Consider the following 19,787-nt stretch of genomic DNA (forward strand, 5'->3'; position numbering starts at 1 on the left):
GCAACGGCCTCTGGAATACTGGATCGCCCGATCAAGTCGGGCGATGACAGCTGAGATGACGGCGCTATCGCTCGCCTCTCCACACCAAAGGACTCAACCAGGATTCAACCAATGGCCTCCATCCACAACGACATTCCCCTCCCCGCCTCGGCGCACGACGTCTGGGACGCGGTGCGCGATTTCGGCGCGCTGCATCAGCGGCTGGCGCCGGGCTTCGTCACGGCATGTCAGCTTGACGGCGATGCGCGTATCGTCACCTTCGCCAATGGCTCCGTGGCGCGCGAGGTGCTGGTCGATTGCGACGATTCGCGGCAGCGGCTGGTCTACGCGATCAACAACGAGCGCCTGAAGCATTACAGCGCCTCGGTGCAGGTGATCGCGGAGGGCGAGGCGAGATGCCGCCTCGTCTGGATCATCGACATGCTGCCGAACGAGCTCGCGCCCTATGTGCAGGGACAGACCAAGGACGCCGTCGCCGCCATACACCGAGCGTTCCCAGCCGCGGCTGCGTGATCTTTCTCACAGAGCCCCGCACTCGTCCGCAATAACCATGGCGCCGTGCGTCCGGTTGGCTCCGCTCTCCCGGCGGCGCCCCGCACGCGAGGAGCAGGCCATGAGAGGTGCGGACAAGGTGATCTGCCAGGCGGCCGTCGTGCTGCTGATGTTTTCGATTTCGAGCGCGCCGGCAAAGGCGCAGTTCCTCGGCGGCGGAGGTGCCGGCGGCGAGGACATGATGACCCAGATGGCTCCGATGCTGGAGATGATGAAGGCCAAGATGGGCAAGCGCCGCTTCGCCATGATGATGCAGACCATGGGCCCGATGATGAGCCGCATGATGGAGAATGGCGGTGGTGGTCTTGGTGGCATGATGGGAGGCGGCGGCATTGGTGGCCTCAACGCCGGCAATTTCGGCGGCGGTTTCGGTGCGCCCAATTATGGCGGCTACGCGCCGATGGCCGGCGGCGGCACCATGCCGACTGGGATGGGCGGCATCGGCGGCGGCGATATCATGGGCATGATCGGCGGCGCCGGCGGCGGAGACATGATGTCGATGATTCCGCAACTGATGCGGCTTGCCAATGTCGGCGGCGGCCATCGCCGCCACAGGCACCGCTAGTCCGCAGCGGCCGACAGAGCCGGCCTGACCGTAGCCTTGCTCTCGCGCGGTCCCCAGCGTGTCAGCACCACGCTGGAGCACGAGAGCAGGCCGAGCACGACCATCGAGCTCGCCGCCAGCCAGAAGAAGTTTTGCGCGGTGGCATCATGCGTCGACAGCCACCAGCCGACCGCCGAGATGTAGATCAGCCGCACGGTCTGCGCCAGCACCGGGCCGATCACCTTCGCGGCGCCCTGCGACGAGAAATACATCGTCGAGGCGAGGCCGATGAAGGCGTAGAACGGCGCCACCGTCGACAAATATTGATGGCTGGTCGCGCGCACGATCGCGCTGTCGGTGAAGATGTTGACCCAGAGATCGGGGAAAGCCGCGACCAGGCACGCCGGTGCACCGACGGCGACGAAGGCGCTCGCGCCTGCGATCCAGGCGATGCGCCGGGCACGGGCGATGCGGCCGGCGCCGACCGCCATGCCGATCATCGGCACCGAGGCGATGCCAAACGAGAACGCGATCGAGGTCAGGAGGAATTCCAGCCGCGCACCGATGCCGTAGCCGGCCAGGATCGCGGTACCGAACTTCGCAAGCATGTGGGTGAAGATCGAGATCGTCAGCACCGATTGCAGCGGCGAGAAGCAGGCGATGGCGCCCACTTTGAGGATGTCGAAAAACATCGCCCATTGGATGCGAAGTCCGCGCAGCTTCGGCGTCACGCGGGCGCGGCCGGAGAACAGGTACCAGCCCATCACGCCGATATTCATGCAATAGGCAATCAGCGCGCCGGCGGCGACGCCGCGCATGCCGAATTGCGGCACCGGGCCGAGCCCGAGGCCGAGCGTGCCGCCGAGCACGATCTGCCAGGCCGCCGAATTGAGAATCAACAGCGATGGCAGCTTCATGTTGCCGGTGCCGCGCAGGACGCCGGCCATGGTGTTGAGCAGCCAGGGCAGCACGGCACCGCCGAAAAACACCTGGGTGTAGGCGATCGCATGCGTCAGCACATCGCCACGGCCGCCGAGCATTTCCAGAACGCGCGGCCCGAAGATCAGCATGCCGAGCATGAAGACGAGGCCGAAGCTGATGCCGATCAGCAGCGCGTGCGCGGCGAGCGTTCCGGCACGCTCGCGATCGCCGGCGCCGAGCGCGCGCGCGATGGCGGAGGCCACCGCGCCGCCCATCGCACCGCCCGACATGGTCATGGTCAGGATCACTGTCGGAAACACCAGCGCCATCGCGGCCAGCGCCTCGACGCCGAGCCGGCCGATATAGGAGGTCTCCGCAATCACTGTGCAGGTGCCGGCGGAGAGCGCGACGACGTTGGGCCAGGCCAGTCCGAGCAGCGTGCGCAGGATCGGCCCGTCGGTCAGTGCACTCTTCACCGGGGGTGGCGGCGGAGGTAGCGGTCGCTCTTGTTCATCGACCGGAATCTCGGCGATGTCGGACATGTCCTCTCCCGGGCGCGAGCGCCAGTTGCGACGCGGCAATGACTGGGTGTGCCAATGAATTTGTTCGCGCAAAAGGCGCGGGGTTCAGCTTGTTAGCACGGCAATTGCCGATTCCTTCTGCGCCTGATGCAGGCGTGCCCTGCGGCAGCGCATTTCGGTCGGTGACATCAGCCGATCGTCCAGATCAGCGGCGGCCGGCCCCCCGCGGCCGGGCGCATGTGCACGCCGATGTGCCGCCCGCATCCGGCCGCAAGCCCCTCGAACAGCCCCACCAGCACCTTGGCGCAAGCAGGGTGGTTATCGGCGACGCCGTCCATCAACTTCCAGCTCTGCTGACGGATTTCGAACGTGCCCTCGGATTGCGTCGTCTCAGCCGCATCGTCCTGCGCGACCAACAGCGCGTCGAGGAACGTCGCGAACTCGCCGGCACCGCCGCGGCCCATCGACAGCGCCGCAGCAACCTCATCGAAATATTGCATCCCGATCAGCTTGCCCGTGAGGTGCAGGAGATAGCCCGCATCCTCCGGACCGAACAGCTGCACCATCACCGGCGCGGCGGTGCGCACATATTCCATCGCATAATTGCGATAGGCTTTTTCCAGTCGCGGTCTTGGCCAGCTTGCGACCGGCAAGGCCGGAGCCGCGGCTGCATCGAACAGCGGCGCTTCGAGATGCCGTGCGAACACGAGGCGCTGGTCGAGCTCGAGCGGATGGTCGTATTGGTGATAGTAGCCTTCGAGCCCGTCCTGGCCGTCGACGCTCTGCTTGGTGCAGACGAACCCTAATCTGGTATCGCCAAGCGCCACACCGTTGTTGGCGTGCCAGCCGCGCAGCATCGCGCGCGAGACCTCGCCTGGCACGCCGCAGATCGCAGTGCCCTTCCAGATCCAGCGCGGCGGCGGATAACGGATCCAGGCTTTGGTGTCGCTCTCATGCATGTATTCGACGTGCACACCGCCGATCCAGTTCGAGAGGTAGTGATATTGCGCAGCGGCGACAGCCGGCGGCAAATGGCTCAGCCCGAGCTTCTCGAGCCCCGGCAGGAAGCGTTCCTGCTGCTGGCGGCGGAACACGCGAAAGACGAACTCCGCAGCATCCGCCGTGCCGCGCCGCGTGACCACGGTGAGGATCAGGCCGGTGAAGAAGGCGTGATAGAGATCGGCAACCGCGCGCCAGCGTTTCCATTGAGCTTCCTGCGCGGGGTCTGATGCGGCGGTCATGTTCGCTCCCGATCGTTGTTTTGATCGAGTGTGTCACTGCAGCCGGGGACGGACAAGCTGAGCCGCACGCAGGGCGCCCTGCACGCCGGCTCGCCAATTCCGCATCACGAATTTTGCGCAGGCCTAAGTTTGCGCAGCTTTGGCGGCACGCTCGCGCTCGACGCGCTCGGTGACGTCGCGGGCCATCGCCACCGATCCCTGCACCACTTCAGCGGCATCCCGCACCAACGCAAAGGTCATCTCGATGTAGAGCTTGCGTCCATCCTTGTGCAGCGCGCGGGTCAGTGTCGGCTTGCCCGCAAGCTTCATCGCGCCGCTGGCAAGCGCGGCCTCAAAACCCTTCCAGTGCGCGGCGCGCAGATGTTCGGGAATGATGAGGTCGAGATTCTGGCCCAGCGCTTCGTCCGCGGAGAAGCCGAACAGTGCGGACGATGCGCGATTCCAGCGCATGATCGTGCCGGAGCGATCCGAATAGATCAGCGCATCGGCGACGTCGTCGAGAATTTTTGCGTCGAGTTCGGGTTGATCTGTCATCTCGCCACCTCGGACGTAGCCCGAATTTCGCTTCTCATCCTGACACAGATTCGGTGTCATCGCCCGACTTGATCGGGCGATCCAGTATTCCAGAGGCGGATGTTATCGAACCGATAGGCTGCGGCGTACTGGATGCCCCGGTCAAGCCGGGGCATGACAGCGGAGGGTGGGGCTAACGCTACACCCGGAAATGCTTCGACAGCTTCAGCCCCTGGGCCTGATAGTTGGAGCCGATGCGCTGGCCGTACATGGCGTCGGGGCGGGCCAGCATCTTTTCATAGACGAGGCGGCCGACGATCTGGCCGTGCTCGAGGATGAAAGGCACTTCGCGCGAGCGCACTTCGAGCACGGCGCGCGAGCCCAGCCCGCCGGCACCGGCATAGCCGAAGCCGGGATCGAAGAATCCGGCATAATGCACGCGGAACTCGCCGACCAGCGGATCGAACGGCACCATCTCCGCGGCGTAATCGGGCGGCACCTGCACCGCCTCTTTCGACGCGAGGATATAGAACTCGCCGGGATCGAGGATCAGGCTGCCGTCGGGACGGGCCGAGATCGGCTCCCAGAACTCCTCGACGGAATAGCCGGCGCGGCGATCGACGTCGATGACGCCGGTGTGGCGCTTGGCGCGGTAGCCGACGAAGCCGCCGCTCTTTTCGCCGGAGAGATCTACGGAGACGGCGACGCCGCCGGTGAGATCGGCATCGTCGATATCGACGAGACGCTCGGTCGCGTGCAGCGCCTCGAGATCGTCGATGTTGAGGATGGCATCGCCGGTGCGGAAGCGCACCTGGCTCAGGCGCGAGCCCTCGCTGACCAGCACCGGGAACGTCTTCGGGCTGATCTCGGCATAGAGCGGGCCGTGATAGCCGGCACCGATCATGTCGAAGCGGCGGGTGCCGTCGGCGATCACGCGGGTGAAGACGTCGAGCCGGCCGGTCGAGCTCTTCGGGTTGGCGGCCGCGACGATCTCCGGCGGCAGCGCCAGGCTTTCGAGCAGCGGCACGATGTAGACGCAGTTGGTCTCCAGCACCGCGCCGTCGGCGAGGCTGAACTCGTGCAGCTTCAACTCGTCGATACGCTCGGCGACGGTAGCGCCGGGACCGGGCAAGAAGCTGGCGCGAACGCGATAGGCGATGTCGCCAAGGCGAAGGTCGAGGCTCGCCGGCTGGATCTGGCTTTCGACGAAGTCGTAGGCGGGCAAGATGAGACCGCCCTCCGCCATCGCCGCGATCATGCGGTCGGGCAGGATACCATTGGCGTCGGCGGCGACCGTGAACGTCAACCGGGGTCCTCATCAGGGATCAAACACATCCCGACATGCGGGAAATACCAGCGTTTTACGGCTATCCGATGGACGTCTTGACGGAAAGGGCATTGCGGAATATGAGCATGACTTATCCCGTGGTGATTTGAGCCGGCCGGCTTGCAGCCACGTTAAATAAGTCGCTAAACAGGCCGGGGACCTCTGTGATCCCGGCCCGTGGAGATATTCCAGGCCGGTTTTTTTGTGACCATTTTCGATGGTCACGCAGAGGAGATCGTATGTCGAAGTCCCCGGCGCCCACCGCGCACTACCGTCCCGAAACCCGCCTGGTCCATGCCGGCACCCTGCGCTCGCAATATGGCGAGACGTCGGAGGCGCTGTTCCTGACCCAGGGCTACGTCTACAACAGCGCCGAGGAGTGCGAGGCGCGGTTCAAGGGCGAGGACCCCGGTTTCATCTATTCACGCTACTCCAACCCGACCATCGCGATGTTCGAGCGCCGCATGATCGAGCTCGAAGGCGCCGAAGCGGCACGTTCGGCCGCGACCGGCATGGCCGCGGTGACGACCGCGATCCTGGCGCCGCTCAAGGCCGGCGATCACGTCGTGGCCTCGCGCGCGCTGTTCGGCTCGTGTCTCTACGTCGTGCAGGATTTGCTGCCGCGCTATGGCATCGAGACCACGCTGGTGGACGGCCTCGATCTCGACCAGTGGCAGCGCGCCATGAAGCCGAACACCAAGACGTTCTTCCTGGAAAGCCCGACCAATCCGACGCTCGACGTGCTCGACATTCCCGGCATCGCCGAGATCGCACATAGCGGCGGCGCGCGGCTCGTCGTCGACAACGTGTTCGCCACCCCGATCTGGCAGAGCCCGCTCGCGCTCGGCGCCGACGTCGTGGTCTATTCCGCGACCAAACACATCGACGGCCAGGGTCGCTGTCTCGGCGGCATCATCCTGTCCTCGGAAGCGTTCATCGCCGAGCACATCCACAATTTCATGCGCCAGACCGGCCCGTCGATCTCGCCGTTCAACGCCTGGGTGCTGCTCAAGGGCCTGGAGACGCTCGCCGTGCGCGTGCGCGCGCAGACCGAGACGGCGGCGCGCATCGCGGACGCGCTGGCGAGCCATCCCAAGATTTCGCGGCTGGTGTTTCCCGGCCGCGCCGATCATCCGCAGGCTGCATTGGTGAAGAAGCAGATGCGTGGCGGCTCGACGCTGGTCGGCCTCGAGGTCAAGGGCGGCAAGCAGGCGGCGTTCCGCGTGCTCAACGAACTCAAGCTGGCGAAGATCTCGAACAATCTCGGCGACGCCAAGAGCCTCGTCACGCATCCGGCCACCACGACGCATCAGCGCCTCAAGCCGGAGGACCGCGCCGCGCTCGGCATCAGCGAGGGCTTCATCCGCTTCTCGGCGGGGCTGGAGCACGCGGACGATCTGATCGAGGATCTGACCGCGGCGCTGGAGAAGGCGTGAGGTATTGTCGTCCCGGCGAAGGCCGGGACCCATAACCACAGGAAGCAGTTTGGCGAAGGCTCGCAGTTAAGCGATCAAGCCGTGGTACGAACACCGCCCAACATCGATAGATCACGCGGTATGGGTCCCGGCCTTCGCGGGACGACGCCAGAAAAAGATCAATTACATCGGCCGATAGGTCCGCACGTCCCCGGGCACGTTGACGCCGAGCTTGATCTGGCCGACGGAGCGGATGATGTCGTCACCGAGGAGCTGGGCGAAGCAGGCATAGCCCCAATCGTTCATGTGCAGGCCGTCGGCGATCACAAAGGTCTCGACCGGAATCGATTGCTTCTCGTGCCAATCGCGCATCACCTCGAAGCGCGGGAAGATGCCGACATGACGGAGCTCGGCGACCTTGCCGAGCAGCTTCACCATCTTGCCGGCGCTGTCCGCGCGCTGGTTGACGGCGGGCGAATATTGCGGATCGACCAGCACGACGTCGGCATCGCCGCCGGCCTGGATGCGGCTGATGCCCTCCTCGACCATCTTGGCGGTATCGCCGGGATCGAGATTGCGAAGCACGGCATTGGTGCCGACCTGCCAGATCACCAGATCCGGATGCACGTCGATCACCTCCTTCTGAAGCCGCTTCATCATCTCGGGCGCGTCCTCGCCGCCGACGCCGGCGTTGACGACGGTGATGTCGGCGGTCGGATAGTGCCGGTGCAGCTGCGCGGCAAGGCGATTGGGATAGTTGAACTCCGGCGAGCTCGCGCCGAATCCCGCGGTCGACGACGAGCCGAACGCCACGATGACGACGGGCTTGCCGGCGACAAGCTTGCCCGCGACATGCGGCAGCGAGCCCATCGCCTTCGCGCCGCCCTTCGGCGACAGGCAGGGGACACGGCTGAAGATGTCGCCGGCGGATTTCGCGACCTGCTTCACCTTGTCGATGGCGCGCGCCGTGATGCCGCGTTGGTCGGGGGACGTCGCTGCGACGGTGGCCTGGGACGGTGAAGCGGGAGCCGGATCAGCCGACTGCTGCGGGGCGGGCGTTGCCTGCGCGGCCTGCGCCTGCGCACGCGACGGCGCGGCCGGACTCAGCAACAGCAGCACCGCTGCTGCGGGCACAGCCAGCCATGCCGTGAGGCAAAAAGGGCGGAGAGAACTCATTAACGCTAGACCTCAATTTTGCTGCTGGGCCGGCTCCAGATGGGCAGCGTCGATCACGAACTGTGCCAACGCCCTGCCAAGGCAATCGTGGACCTGTTTCGCCAGCTCAGGCCCGCGCGACGGGCTGAACAGGTCGAACTGCCCCTGGTCATTCCACTGCCGCATGATCGCGAAACGATCGAACAGCGGAATATCGTGCTCCTGCGCCACCACCCGCATATTGTCGAGGTATGGCGGCACCGAGATCATGGTTTCGGTACGCGGACTGTACTGCAAATTCATCAAGACGACGTCAGCCCCTGCCTTTTGCAACGCAACAACCCCTTCGGTCACCGCGCCACGAAAATCGTCGGGATCGATGGCTCGGATAGCATCCACGGTCCCGGTCTGCCAGATGACCAAAGTAGGCGTTTTTGCTTCCATCAGCTTAACGAAGCTGGCGGCCGCCTCCTCGGCCGTCTTCTTGCTCTGTATTTCTACGGAGACGTGCACAGTCTCGGACGGCGGCAGCTTGTCCTTCAGGATGGCCAGCATCCGCGCCGGATAAGAGGCGTCCTCGGAAGCCGGAATGGTGGTCGAGCGACTGCCGATGACCAGGATTTCGAGCGGCTTGCCGGCCTTGATGGCATCGGCGACCTTGGGCAGCTGGCTTTCGCTGCTGAGCAGATAGGAGGGCAATTCGCAGGCTGCAGGCGCGGCTGAAGCAGCAGGCGCAGCATCGCCCGCGCGCGCCGGAGGCGCGGCGAGACCACCGCACAGCAGGATCAGGCTCAGGAAAACCTTCGCCTTCATCAGCCCCCTCCCGCCATATCGGCGCTGCCGACGGCGCTTTTGGTTTTCGAACCGCTCTTGTCAGCCACCCGCTTGTACCACGAAATCAGCCAGGCCATGGCCCACATGATCAGGATTCCGGAGAGACTAATTAGCGCATGCATGACCGGGCCGCCCGAGACCTCGGCCAGGATGAAATGGCCGGCGAAGGCGAGGAAGACGCCGAGACAGAATATCTCCAGGGAATGCGAGCCGCACAGGATCAGCGGCCGCAGCCAGGGCGATTTCAGGCCCGGCCAGTCCCGCGGCAGGACGCGCACGGTGAGCGCGGCCAGCGCCAGGAAATGCGTGAAGCGCAGCACGTCGAGGTCGGCCTTGTCGATCGGATACATCCACTGCTCGAGCCGCTTCGGCATGAAGTGGGAGAGCTGCGGCACATACCAGGTCAGCGTCACGTAGAATGCCGCGACCAGATAGGCGATCGCGATCCACATCGTCACCCGCGAAGCCAGAATGTGCGACATGCGTCGCGCACCCCCGAGCGCGCACCATGCCCCGAACACGAACAGCAATTGCCAGGCGAAGGGGTTGAAGGCCCAGAAGCCGTTCGGATAGGCCGACAGATAGAGGTCGTATTCCCAGGTCACCGCGTAGAGCGCGACCGAGAGGCCGAGCGTCACATCGGGGCGCCATTTCATCAGCCACAGGATCAAGGGCAACGCCAGCATCAGCACGATGTAGAGCGGCAGCACGTCCATGTTGACGGGGCGGAAGCGCAGCAGCAGCGCCTGCACGATGGTAACGTCGGGCTGCTTGAGGAAATCCATGATGCCCATCTCTTCGGTGTAGAGCGGGTTCTCGAACCTGGTCGCCACGTAGGAGATTTCAGCAAGGAAGATCGTGAACAGGAAGACGTGAGCGACATAGATCTGCCAGACGCGCCGCAGGATGCGCGCGGTGGCGACGACGACGCCGGACTCCAGCATCGCCCGACCGTAGACGAAGGCGGCGGTATAGCCGGAGATGAAGATGAAGATCTCGGTGGCGTCGCTGAAGCCGTAATTGCGGATCGTGAACCAGGTCAGAAGGCTCGGCGGCAAATGGTCGATGAAGATCAGCCACAGCGCAAGGCCGCGGAACAGGTCGAGCCGGAGCTCGCGCTCGCCGATGGCGGGCAGCGAAATGGCCGGCGCGGCCGCGCGCCGCTTCGGCCCCGCGGACTTGGCCTCCACAGGCTTGGCCTGCGCAGGCTTGGCGGTTCCCGCGATCGTCGATCCCGTCACTTGGTCGGCAATGGTCATCGGGGGCCTAAAAACCCTTCCGCAAATCGCGACGTGGCAAGGAGTGTACCGGTCCGGCCGTCATCTCGCAAAGCGACCGGATCACATGCAAGTGCACTTGGGCGTGTACTTCCCTGCGAATTCGGGCGGGACGATGTCGCCAAGGCCGCCTCCGGCGTTTGGTTCCCGAGCGGTTTTCGGTATGATGGCAATCATGTACCGCGCCGTGACCCGCCAGATCGAAGTGACCGTCGAGCCGAACTTTGTTCCGGAGCAGTCGTCGGCCGACCGCTCCCGCTACTTCTGGTCCTACACCATCGTCATCACCAATTCCGGCGACGAGACCGTGCAGCTCAAGACGCGGCACTGGATCATCACCGACGCCACCGGCCGGCAGCAGGAGGTGAAGGGCGAGGGCGTCGTCGGCGAGCAGCCGACGCTCGCCCCCGGCGAACGCTTCGAATACACCTCGGGCGTGCCGCTGACGACCGCCTCGGGCTTCATGACCGGCCGCTACCAGATGGTCAGCGCAACCGGCGAGCGCTTCGAGATCGACGTGCCGACGTTCTCGCTGGACAGCCCGGACAACAAGCGGGTGCTGAATTAGCGCGGTGTCGTAGGGTATACGACCGCCTGGCACGCGGCTTCCCCGAATCTCGTCATTGCGAGCGCAGTCCCGTAGCCCGGATGGAGCGCAAGCGTAATCCGGGAAGGTGCCGAACGCCGGGCGAGCGGCCCCGGATTGCGCTCCGCTCCATCCGGGCTACGGGCTCCACATCGTCATTGCTTCAAGCGTCTTCCACACCCGCTTCATCCGGCGTGAAATCGTACACCGACGAGCAGAACTCACAGGTCACGACGACCTTGTCGTCCTTGACCATCGCGGCGCGGTCGTCGGGCGAAAAACTCTTCAGCATCGATGCGACCGCATCGCGCGAGCAGGAGCACTGCGCCTTCAAGGACAGCGGATTGAACACGCGCACGCCGCGCTCGTGGAACAGCCGGTAGAGCAGCCGTTCGCCGGACAGCTCGGGATCGATCAACTCGACGTCTTCGACGGTTTCGATCAGCGAGCGCGCCTCGACCCAGGCATCGTCTTCAGCGACGGCATGGACCTCGACGCCTTCGGGCGCATCGCCGGGATGCAGATCGGCCTGCCGCGCGCGCTCGGGCGCCTTCGGCAGGAACTGCATCAGCATGCCGCCGGCACGCCAGCGATGCTTGCCGCCGTCGTTCGAACGCCACTCCTCGCCGACGGCAAGACGCACGCGCGTCGGGATCTGCTCGGAGCGCAGGAAATATTCGTGAGCGGCGTCTTCGAGGCTGCCGCCGTCGAGCGCGACCAGGCCCTGGTAGCGGCTCATGTCGGGGCCCTGGTCGATGGTCATGGCGAGATGACCGTGACCCAGCAGCGCGCCGGAATCTTTGGCATCGCCGAGGCGCGCGGCGTCGTAGCGCGCATAGGCGCGCAGGCGATCCGGCGCCTGATAGTCCACGACCAGGAACGACACCGGACCGTCGGTCTGGGCCTGGAGGATGAAGCGGCCCTCGAACTTCAGCGACGAGCCGAGCAACGTAGTCAGCACGATGGCCTCGCCGAGCAGCTTGCCGACCGGCGCCGGGTAATCGTGCTTGGTCAGGATCTCGTCGAGCGCCGGACCAAGCCGCACCAGCCGACCGCGCACATCGAGCGCGTCGACCTCGTAGGGCAGCACGGCGTCATCGACGGGAACCGCGGATGGCGCGCGAACCGGGCCCTCGGGCCCGGTTTTCATGTCAGGGGATTGGGAAACCATGGCGCTTATCTGGGGTCGGAAGGCGGAATTGGAAGGGGGTGAGGGCTGTGGTCCGGAGGCGGTTGTGTGGGATTGCAGAACGATACCACAACATGGGTGTCGTCCCGGCGAAGGCCGGGACCCATAACCACGAATATTAGCTTGGCGAAGACTCGTTGCCTCCACCTATCTGCCACAAGAGGGATTCCGCGGTATGGGTCCCGGCCTTCGCCGGGACGACGGAAAAATTAGCTCGCCGCGTCGATCTACTTCACCGCGTCGAAACACCAGGCCAGAATGCCCTTCTGCGCGTGCAGGCGGTTTTCGGCCTCGTCGAACACGACGGATTGCGGACCGTCGATCACCTCGTCGGTGACCTCCTCGCCGCGATGGGCGGGCAGGCAGTGCATGAACAGCGCATCGGGCTTGGCCAGCGACATCAGCTGGGCATTGACCTGATAAGGCTTGAGCACGTTATGGCGGTGCTCACCTTCCTTGTCGCCCATCGACACCCAGGTGTCGGTCACGACACAATCGGCGCCGCGCACGGCGGCTTCGGCATCCGTGCCGAGCATGATCGGCGCGCCGGTCGCCTTGATGAAGTCGCGCATCGCCTTCTTCGGCGCGAGCTCCGGGGGCGTCGCGACATTGAGCTGGAACTTGAAGCGCTCGGCGGCGTGCGCCCAGGAGGCGAGCACGTTGTTGTCGTCGCCGGTCCAGGCCACCGTCTTGCCCTCGATCGGACCGCGATGTTCCTCGTAGGTCATGAGGTCGGCCATCACCTGGCAGGGATGCGAGCGCCGCGTCAGGCCGTTGATGACGGGTACGGTGGCGTTCGCCGCAAGCTCCAGCAGGGCATCGTGATTGAGGATGCGGATCATGATGGCGTCGACATAGCGCGACAGCACGCGCGCGGTGTCGGCGATGGTCTCGCCGCGGCCGAGCTGCATCTCGGCGCCGGTGAGCATGATGGGCTCGCCGCCGAGCTGGCGCATGGCGACATCGAACGACACCCGCGTCCGCGTCGAAGGACGCTCGAAGATCATCGCCAGCGTCTTGCCTTCGAGCGGCCTGACCGGCTGATGCGCCTTCTGCTTCGCCTTCATCGCGGTGGACGCGGCCAGCATGCGCTTGAGCTCCGACAGCGGCAGCTCGTTGATATCGAGGAAGTGCTTCGGTGCCTTATCGGGCGACTTGCTCATCAGCTTGCCGCCCGCTTGTTGCCGGACAATGCCGTGCAGGCGCGCTCGAGCCGCCCGACGCTGTCCTCGATCTCGGCTTCGGTGACGATCAAAGGCGGCAGGAAACGCACGACATTGTCGCCGGCGCCGACGGTGAGCAGCTTTTCGGCGCGCAAGGCGGCAACGAGATCGCCGGAAGGCACCACGGCCTTGATGCCGATCAGGAGGCCCTCGCCGCGCACTTCGCTGACGACATCGCTATGACGGTCGATCACGGAGGCGAGCTTCTGCTTCAGCAGCAGCGACATCCTCTGCACGTGGTCGAAGAAGCCGGGCTTGAGCATGACGTCGAGCACGGCGTTCGCAGCGGCGATCGCGAGCGGATTGCCGCCGAAGGTCGAACCGTGCGAGCCCGGCGTCATGCCGGACGCCGCTTCCGCGATCGCAAGGCAGGCGCCGATCGGAAAGCCGCCACCGAGCGCCTTGGCCAGCGACATCACGTCGGGCTCGACGCCAAGGCGGCGGTACGCGAACAGATCGCCGGTGCGGCCCATGCCGGTCTGCACCTCGTCGAAGGCGAGCAACAGACCCTTCTCGTCGCAGAGCTGGCGCAATGCCCTGAGGAAGGCGGGCGTCGCCGAACGCACACCGCCCTCGCCCTGGATTGGCTCAATCAGGATGCCGGCGGTCTGCGGACCGATCGCCTTTTTCACCGCCTCGAGATCGCCATGCGGGACCTGGTCGAAGCCCTCCATCGGAGGACCGAAACCTTCGAGATATTTTGCCGAACCCGTCGCAGCCAGCGTCGCCAGCGTGCGGCCATGGAAGGCGCCCTCGAAGGTGATCATGCGATAGCGGTCGGGATGGGCCTTCGCGGCATGATAACGGCGCACGACCTTGATCACGCATTCCAGCGCTTCGGCGCCGGAATTGCAGAAGAATACGAAGTCCGCAAAGCTCTCGTGGCAGAGGCGAGCGGCGAGACGCTCGCCGTCCGGGCTCTGGAACAGGTTCGACATGTGCCAGAGCTTCGTGGCCTGCTCCTGCAACGCCGCGACCAGCGCCGGATGGACATGGCCGAGCGCGTTCACCGCCACTCCGGAGGTGAAATCGAGATAACGCTCGCCATTGGTCGCGATCAGCCAGCAGCCTTCGCCACGCTCGAAACCGAGGTCGGACCTGGCGAAAACGGGGAGCAAATGCGGCGCTGCGCTGTTAGGCATGACGGTCACTTGAATGTTGCGGACGGTGAGCGTGCATTACGCAACGCACCATCGACCGGCCCGGAAAACGAAACGTGCCGCCTCTTGAGGGCGGCACGTGCGGCTATCTTAGGCCTGGTGAAACGGGTGTCAATGCCGCCCGGAAAGCCTCGCGAAACGCTGAATCCGTAGTCTTGCGGTGCCGATTTTGCGGGATTTAGCCACGGAACATGTGGAAGCGAGTCGGCGGACTCTTGCGCGGGAGTCACGCCATATTGTAGCGTTTGGATTGTCAGATACGACATCTCGTGCAGTGGTTCTGATCTTTAAGTCCTTATGTACCGGCGTAAACGTTCGGGCGTTCAAGACGCGCCCGGCGAGCCTTAAGGGATTCTGGCGGCACGGGTTTTTGAAGGCTTAGGCATTCGCTGCGAGGCCCCAGGATGGCTGGCGCGCAGCGAGGGAAAGGGTGCAATGACGGTTTTGACCTGGTCCGATGATCGCGTCGAGCAGCTGAAAAAGCTCTGGGAGGCCGGACTTTCGGCCAGCCAGATCGCGGCGGAGCTCGGCAATGTGACCCGCAATGCCGTGATCGGCAAAGTGCACAGGCTCGGCCTCTCTGGCCGCGCCAAGAGCCCATCATCGGCAGCGCCCCGGCCGCGCAAGGCGCGCCCCGCGCAGCACATGATGCGGGTGAGCCGCCCGATCTCGCGCGGCAACACCGCGCTGGCGCAGGCCTTCGAGGTCGAGGCTGAGCCGGATCCGGTCACCTACGACAACGTGGTGCCGATGAGCCAGCGGCTGTCGCTGCTGGAATTGAACGAGGCGACCTGCCACTGGCCGGTCGGCGATCCCTCGAGCCCGGACTTCTTCTTCTGCGGTGGACGGGCGCTGTCCGGCCTGCCCTATTGCGCCCAGCACTCGCGCGTTGCGTACCAGCCGGCGTCGGATCGGCGCCGCGCACCGGTGAAGCCGGGTCCCCGGTAAGTTAGTTTCGATTTCAGGATCGAGCCGTGACGCGATGACGGCTCAAAAATTCTCAATGTCGTCCCGGCGAAGGCCGGGACCCATACTCCGAGCCCTTAGTTGTTGTGCAAAAGGGTAACTCCGAGTCTTCGCCAAACCGCGCCCTGTGGTTATGGGTCCCGGCGTTCGCCGGGACGACATCGGAGATTGTGGCGGCAGCCCGCTAGATCACGTCTGCCAGCATCACACCGCACATCTCCTACACCTGCTCCGCCTTGGCAAAACGATCATCCAGCGCGTAGCCGGCGCCGCGGACGGTGCGGATCGGGTCCTGCTCGCGACCGAGATTGAGCAGCTTGCGCAAGCGGCCGATATGCACGTCGACGGTGCGCTCGTCGATATAGATGTCGCGGCCCCAGACGCTGTCGAGCAGCTGCTCGCGCGAGAACACCCGGCCCGGATGCTCCAGGAAGAACTCCAGCAGGCGGTATTCGGTCGGACCGAGATCGATCGGCCGGCCCGAGCGCGCCACGCGGCGCTTGTCGCGGTCGAGCTCGATGTCGCCAAAAGCAAGGACGGTGGCGAGCCGCTCGGGGCTTGCGCGCCGCAGCAGGCCCTTCACGCGCGCCAGCAGCTCCGGGACCGAGAACGGCTTGACGATGTAATCGTCGGCGCCGGTCGCAAGACCCCGCACCCGCTCGCTCTCCTCGCCGCGCGCGGTGAGCATGATGATCGGGAGCTGCTTGGTCTCGGGACGGGTACGAAGCCGCCGGCACAATTCGATGCCTGACAGGCCCGGCAGCATCCAGTCGAGCACGATCAGATCGGGGATGTGCTCCTTGAGGCGGGTGTCGGCGTCGTCGCCGCGCATCACCGTCTCGACGTCGTAGCCGTCGCCTTCGAGGTTGTAGCGGAGAAGCTCGGTCAGCGCTTCCTCGTCCTCAACCACCATAATGCGTGCGCCCATCGGGTCGTCGCTCCTTAAGTCTTCAGGTGTTCGGTAGCGTGTTGGCGAAGGTCGTCATGTCGCCCTTCGGCCGCTTGTCGGTGATCGCCTGGCCCTCGATCATGTAGAACACGGTCTCGGCGATGTTGGTGGCGTGGTCGCCGATCCGCTCGATGTTCTTGGCGCAGAACATCAAATGGATGCAGAACGAGATGTTGCGCGGATCCTCCATCATGTAGGTGAGGAGCTCGCGGAACAGCGAGGTGCAAATGGCGTCGACCTCCTCGTCGCCCTTCCACACCGCCATCGCCGCCGGCAGATCATGCGCGGCATAGGCGTCCAGCACCGACTTGACCTGCTGCTGCACGAGGTCGGTCATGTGCTCGAGGCCGCGGAACAGCTTGAGCGGATGGAAGTCCGTCTCCAGCGCCGCGACGCGCTTGCCCATGTTCTTGGCGAGGTCGCCGATGCGCTCGAGATCGGTCGCGACGCGCATGGCGCCGACGATCTCGCGCAGATCGATCGCCATCGGCTGGCGGCGGGCGATGGTGAGCACCGCGCGCTCCTCGATGCGCTTCTGCAGCGCATCGAGCTCGGTGTCGATGGCGACGACGCGCTGGCCGAGCGGGACGTCGCGCCGGATCAGCGCGTCGACGGACTCGACGATCATGCGCTCGGCGATGCCACCCATCTCGGCGACCAGGCGGGTGAGTTCCTGGAGGTCGGTGTCGAAGGCCTTTGCGGTATGTTCAGAACCCATGTCGTGTCTCCTAGCCGAACCGGCCGGTGATGTAATCCTGCGTGCGCCGGTCGGTCGGCGACGTAAAGATCTTGCTGGTGTCGTCGAACTCGATCAGCTCGCCGAGATACATGAACGCGGTCTTGTCGGAGACGCGCGCCGCCTGCTGCATATTGTGGGTGACGATCGCGATCGTGTAATCCTCGGACAGCTCCTGGATCAGCTCCTCGACCTTGGCGGTCGAGATCGGGTCGAGCGCCGAACAGGGTTCGTCGAACAGGATCACCTCGGGCCGCACCGCGACGGTGCGGGCGATGCAGAGGCGCTGCTGCTGGCCGCCGGAGAGCGACAGGCCGGAGGCGTTGAGCTTGTCCTTGACCTCGTTCCACAACGCGCCGCCGCGCAGCGCCTTCTCGACGCGGCCGTCCATCTCGGACTTCGAGATCTTCTCATAGAGACGGATGCCGAACGCGATGTTCTCGTAGATCGTCATCGGGAACGGCGTCGGCTTCTGGAATACCATACCGACGCGGGCGCGCAGCAAATTGAGGTCCAGCCTGGGGTCGAGGATGTTGGTCTGGTCGAGCATGAGCTGCCCGGTGGCGCGCTGGCCGGGATAGAGATCGTACATCCGGTTGAAGATGCGCAGCAGGGTCGACTTGCCGCAGCCCGACGGACCGATGAACGCCGTGACGCGGTTGGCGCCGAGCGTCAGGTTGATGTTCTTCAGCGCATGGTGCTCGCCGTAATAGAAGTTCAGGTTGCGCACCGTCACCTTCGGAGGCGCCTCGGGCAGCGCCGCAGTCTGCGGCAGACCACCGGCCGCGCTCATCGACGATACGGAAAGATCACTCATTTTGCGGTCCTCTCGGCGCCAAGGATGCGCGCGCCAATATTAAGGGCAAGAACGGTCAGGGTGATGAGCAGCGCCCCGCTCCATGCCAACTGCTTCCAGTAGGCGTAGGGGCTCTGCACGAAGTTGTTGATGGTGACCGGCAGGTTCGCCATCGTCTTGTTCAGGCCAAGGCTGAAGAACTGGTTCGACAGCGCTGTGAACAGCAGCGGCGCGGTTTCACCGGCGACGCGAGCGGTCGCGAGCAGCACGCCGGTGATGAGACCCGATCGGGCAGCACGATAAGCGATCCGCTTGATCACCAGCGAGCGCGGCAGGCCGAGCGCCGAGGCCGCCTCGCGCAACGCGTTCGGCACCAGCAGCAGCATGTCCTCGGTCGTGCGCAGCACCACCGGGATCACGATGACCGCGAGCGCGAGCGAGCCTGCGATCGCCGAGAAGCCGCGCATCGGCACCACCACCGCGCCGTAGATGAACAGGCCGATGATGATCGAGGGCGCCGAGAGCAGGATGTCGTTGATGAAGCGGATCACCGAGGTGAGCCGGTCATTGCGGCCGTATTCGGCGAGATAGGTGCCGGCGAACATGCCGAGCGGCGCACCGATGCCGACGCCGATCACGGTCATGATCAGCGAGCCGACGATGGCGTTGAGCAGACCGCCCTCGTTCGATCCCGGTGGCGGCGTGTTCTCGGTGAACAGCTGGACATTGAGGCCCGCCACGCCGTTGTAGAGCAGCGTGATCAGGATCAGCGCGAGCCAGGTGACGCCGAAGGCGGTTGCGGCGATGCAGAGCCCGCGGACGACGATGTCCTTGCGACGGCGGCGTGAATAGATCGGGTTCATGGCGCTAGTTCCCCGCCTTCTTTTCCAGCCGCATCAGCATCAGCCGCGCTGCTGCGAGCACGAAGAACGTCAGCACGAACAGCAGGAGACCGAGCAGGATCAGGCCGGACTGGTGTAGGCCGTCGCTCTCGGCGAACTCGGATGCGATCGCCGCCGAGATCGTGGTGCCGGGGGCGAAGATCGACGACGAGATCCGGAACGAGTTGCCGATGATGAAGGTCACCGCCATGGTCTCGCCGAGCGCGCGGCCCAGCGCCAGCATGACGCCGCCGATGACGCCGACGCGGGTGTAGGGGATCACCACGCTGCGGACGACTTCCCAGGTGGTGCAGCCGACGCCGTAGGCGGCTTCCTTCAGCACCGGGGGCACCGTCTTGAACACGTCGACCGAGATCGAGGTGATGAAGGGCAGCACCATGATGGCGAGGATCAGCGCGGCATTGAACAGGCTGAGATAGGACGGCGGGCCTGCGAAGATCGCGCCCAGCACGGGAACGCCATCGAAGATCTTGATCATGAAGGGCTGGAACGTGTTGGCCAGGAACGGGCCGAGCACGAAGAAGCCCCACATGCCGTAGATGATCGAGGGGATGCCGGCGAGCAGCTCGATCGCCATGCCGATCGGGCGGCGCAGCCATTGCGGGCAGAGCTCGGTGAGGAAGATGGCAATGCCGAGACCCACGGGAATGGCGATCAGCATCGCGATGAAGGAGGTCACGAGCGTGCCGTACATCGGCCCAAGCGCGCCGAGCACCGGCGGATCGGCGGACGGCGCCCAGCGCTGCGTCCACAGGAACGAGACCCCGAATTCCTTCATCGCCGGAAAGGCGCCGACGATCAGCGAAATGATGATGCCGCCGAGGATCAGAAGCACCGAGATCGCGGAGAGCCGCGTGATCCAGTAGAAGGTGACGTCGCCGAGCTTGAACGCGCTCAAGGCCTTGGCCCGATCATACGGTCCGGCGTCGTCGATTACATCGCTCTGAACGGCCATCTCTGCCACGCCGATCCCCTGTACC

The 19,787-nt window shown here is 64.9% G+C and carries 20 protein-coding genes and 1 riboswitch; of the genes, 5 read left to right on the top strand and 15 right to left on the bottom strand.

Translation table 11 applies throughout. From position 1 onward, the window contains the following. Positions 1-111 precede the first annotated feature (111 nt). Together C7G41_RS03755 and C7G41_RS03760 are read left to right on the top strand one after the other, a co-directional pair. Positions 112-513: an SRPBCC family protein gene (locus tag C7G41_RS03755; RefSeq protein WP_106941276.1), complete on the top strand. Its 402-nt coding sequence runs from the start codon at positions 112-114 to the stop codon at positions 511-513. Positions 514-613: 100 nt separating this feature from the next. Then, positions 614-1,117 (top strand): hypothetical protein, encoded by a 504-nt coding sequence (locus C7G41_RS03760; RefSeq protein ID WP_199198113.1) that lies wholly within the window; start codon positions 614-616, stop codon positions 1,115-1,117. Here C7G41_RS03760 and C7G41_RS03765 read toward each other — a convergent pair. From C7G41_RS03765 to C7G41_RS03780, 4 genes are all read right to left on the bottom strand, one after another. Then, entirely contained in the window at positions 1,114-2,559 is a 1,446-nt protein-coding gene (locus C7G41_RS03765; protein ID WP_106941278.1) for an MATE family efflux transporter, read from the bottom strand. The two genes, C7G41_RS03760 and C7G41_RS03765, sit on opposite strands and share 4 nt — an antisense overlap. Before the next feature lie 167 nt (positions 2,560-2,726). After that, positions 2,727-3,779, bottom strand: a complete 1,053-nt coding sequence (locus C7G41_RS03770; RefSeq protein ID WP_106941279.1) for a hypothetical protein — start codon at positions 3,777-3,779, stop codon at positions 2,727-2,729. Positions 3,780-3,902: 123 nt separating this feature from the next. After that, positions 3,903-4,313: a PAS domain S-box protein gene (locus C7G41_RS03775; RefSeq protein WP_106941280.1), complete on the bottom strand. Its 411-nt coding sequence runs from the start codon at positions 4,311-4,313 to the stop codon at positions 3,903-3,905. Between the two features lie 178 nt (positions 4,314-4,491). Further along, positions 4,492-5,598 carry a 2'-deoxycytidine 5'-triphosphate deaminase gene (locus C7G41_RS03780; RefSeq protein WP_027565888.1) on the bottom strand — a complete coding sequence of 369 codons (1,107 nt, stop codon included), beginning with the start codon at positions 5,596-5,598 and terminating at the stop codon, positions 4,492-4,494. 109 nt (positions 5,599-5,707) lie between these two features. Continuing rightward, positions 5,708-5,787, top strand: a riboswitch (SAM riboswitch). A gap of 71 nt (positions 5,788-5,858) precedes the next feature. On the opposite strand from C7G41_RS03780, the gene C7G41_RS03785 reads away from it, so the two are divergent. Beyond that, positions 5,859-7,055: an O-succinylhomoserine sulfhydrylase gene (locus tag C7G41_RS03785; protein WP_106941281.1), complete on the top strand. Its 1,197-nt coding sequence runs from the start codon at positions 5,859-5,861 to the stop codon at positions 7,053-7,055. A gap of 162 nt (positions 7,056-7,217) precedes the next feature. Here the strand turns inward: C7G41_RS03785 and C7G41_RS03790 are convergent, their stop codons facing one another. The 3 genes from C7G41_RS03790 to C7G41_RS03800 are packed head-to-tail and all read right to left on the bottom strand — an operon-like array spanning position 7,218 to position 10,282. After that, positions 7,218-8,210, bottom strand: a complete 993-nt coding sequence (locus C7G41_RS03790) for an SGNH/GDSL hydrolase family protein (protein ID WP_106941282.1) — start codon at positions 8,208-8,210, stop codon at positions 7,218-7,220. 12 nt (positions 8,211-8,222) lie between these two features. Beyond that, positions 8,223-9,002, bottom strand: a complete 780-nt coding sequence (locus C7G41_RS03795) for an SGNH/GDSL hydrolase family protein (protein WP_106941283.1) — start codon at positions 9,000-9,002, stop codon at positions 8,223-8,225. Further along, positions 9,002-10,282 (bottom strand): OpgC domain-containing protein, encoded by a 1,281-nt coding sequence (locus C7G41_RS03800; protein ID WP_106941284.1) that lies wholly within the window; start codon positions 10,280-10,282, stop codon positions 9,002-9,004. The genes C7G41_RS03795 and C7G41_RS03800 overlap by 1 nt, the downstream gene beginning before the upstream one ends. Positions 10,283-10,475: 193 nt before the next feature. Here C7G41_RS03800 and apaG point away from each other — a divergent pair, with 193 nt between their 5' ends. Next, positions 10,476-10,868 (top strand): Co2+/Mg2+ efflux protein ApaG, encoded by a 393-nt coding sequence (apaG, locus tag C7G41_RS03805; protein ID WP_027565893.1) that lies wholly within the window; start codon positions 10,476-10,478, stop codon positions 10,866-10,868. Positions 10,869-11,049: 181 nt separating this feature from the next. Here the strand turns inward: apaG and C7G41_RS03810 are convergent, their stop codons facing one another. The 3 genes from C7G41_RS03810 to C7G41_RS03820 form a co-directional block, all read right to left on the bottom strand. Next, entirely contained in the window at positions 11,050-12,057 is a 1,008-nt protein-coding gene (locus tag C7G41_RS03810; protein WP_106941286.1) for an Hsp33 family molecular chaperone, read from the bottom strand. A 245-nt stretch (positions 12,058-12,302) separates the two neighbouring features. Beyond that, entirely contained in the window at positions 12,303-13,238 is a 936-nt protein-coding gene (gene argF, locus C7G41_RS03815) for an ornithine carbamoyltransferase (RefSeq protein ID WP_106941287.1), read from the bottom strand. After that, positions 13,238-14,440 (bottom strand): aspartate aminotransferase family protein, encoded by a 1,203-nt coding sequence (locus tag C7G41_RS03820; protein WP_199198114.1) that lies wholly within the window; start codon positions 14,438-14,440, stop codon positions 13,238-13,240. The genes argF and C7G41_RS03820 overlap by 1 nt, the downstream gene beginning before the upstream one ends. 453 nt (positions 14,441-14,893) lie before the next feature. Between C7G41_RS03820 and C7G41_RS03825 the strand changes: the two genes are divergently transcribed. Continuing rightward, entirely contained in the window at positions 14,894-15,406 is a 513-nt protein-coding gene (locus C7G41_RS03825) for a GcrA family cell cycle regulator (RefSeq protein ID WP_007597869.1), read from the top strand. Positions 15,407-15,644: 238 nt separating this feature from the next. On the opposite strand, the gene phoB is transcribed toward C7G41_RS03825, so the two are convergent. The 5 genes from phoB to pstC are packed head-to-tail and all read right to left on the bottom strand — an operon-like array spanning position 15,645 to position 19,762. Further along, complete coding sequence (phoB, locus tag C7G41_RS03830) at positions 15,645-16,352, bottom strand: phosphate regulon transcriptional regulator PhoB (RefSeq protein WP_007597871.1); 708 nt, start codon at positions 16,350-16,352, stop codon at positions 15,645-15,647. A gap of 22 nt (positions 16,353-16,374) precedes the next feature. Beyond that, the gene (gene phoU, locus C7G41_RS03835; RefSeq protein WP_106941289.1) at positions 16,375-17,091 is read right to left on the bottom strand and encodes a phosphate signaling complex protein PhoU; all 717 of its coding nucleotides are present in this window, start codon (positions 17,089-17,091) and stop codon (positions 16,375-16,377) included. A 10-nt stretch (positions 17,092-17,101) separates the two neighbouring features. Continuing rightward, positions 17,102-17,926, bottom strand: a complete 825-nt coding sequence (pstB, locus tag C7G41_RS03840; protein WP_106941290.1) for a phosphate ABC transporter ATP-binding protein PstB — start codon at positions 17,924-17,926, stop codon at positions 17,102-17,104. Continuing rightward, a complete protein-coding gene (gene pstA, locus C7G41_RS03845; protein ID WP_106941291.1) occupies positions 17,923-18,768 on the bottom strand; it encodes a phosphate ABC transporter permease PstA in 846 nt (281 codons plus the stop codon). The genes pstB and pstA overlap by 4 nt, the downstream gene beginning before the upstream one ends. Before the next feature lie 4 nt (positions 18,769-18,772). Further along, positions 18,773-19,762: a phosphate ABC transporter permease subunit PstC gene (gene pstC, locus C7G41_RS03850; RefSeq protein ID WP_007615692.1), complete on the bottom strand. Its 990-nt coding sequence runs from the start codon at positions 19,760-19,762 to the stop codon at positions 18,773-18,775. Positions 19,763-19,787: the final 25 nt, after the last annotated feature.

The sequence above is a fragment of the Bradyrhizobium sp. MOS002 genome, assembly GCF_003020115.1.
Taxonomy (GTDB): domain Bacteria; phylum Pseudomonadota; class Alphaproteobacteria; order Rhizobiales; family Xanthobacteraceae; genus Bradyrhizobium.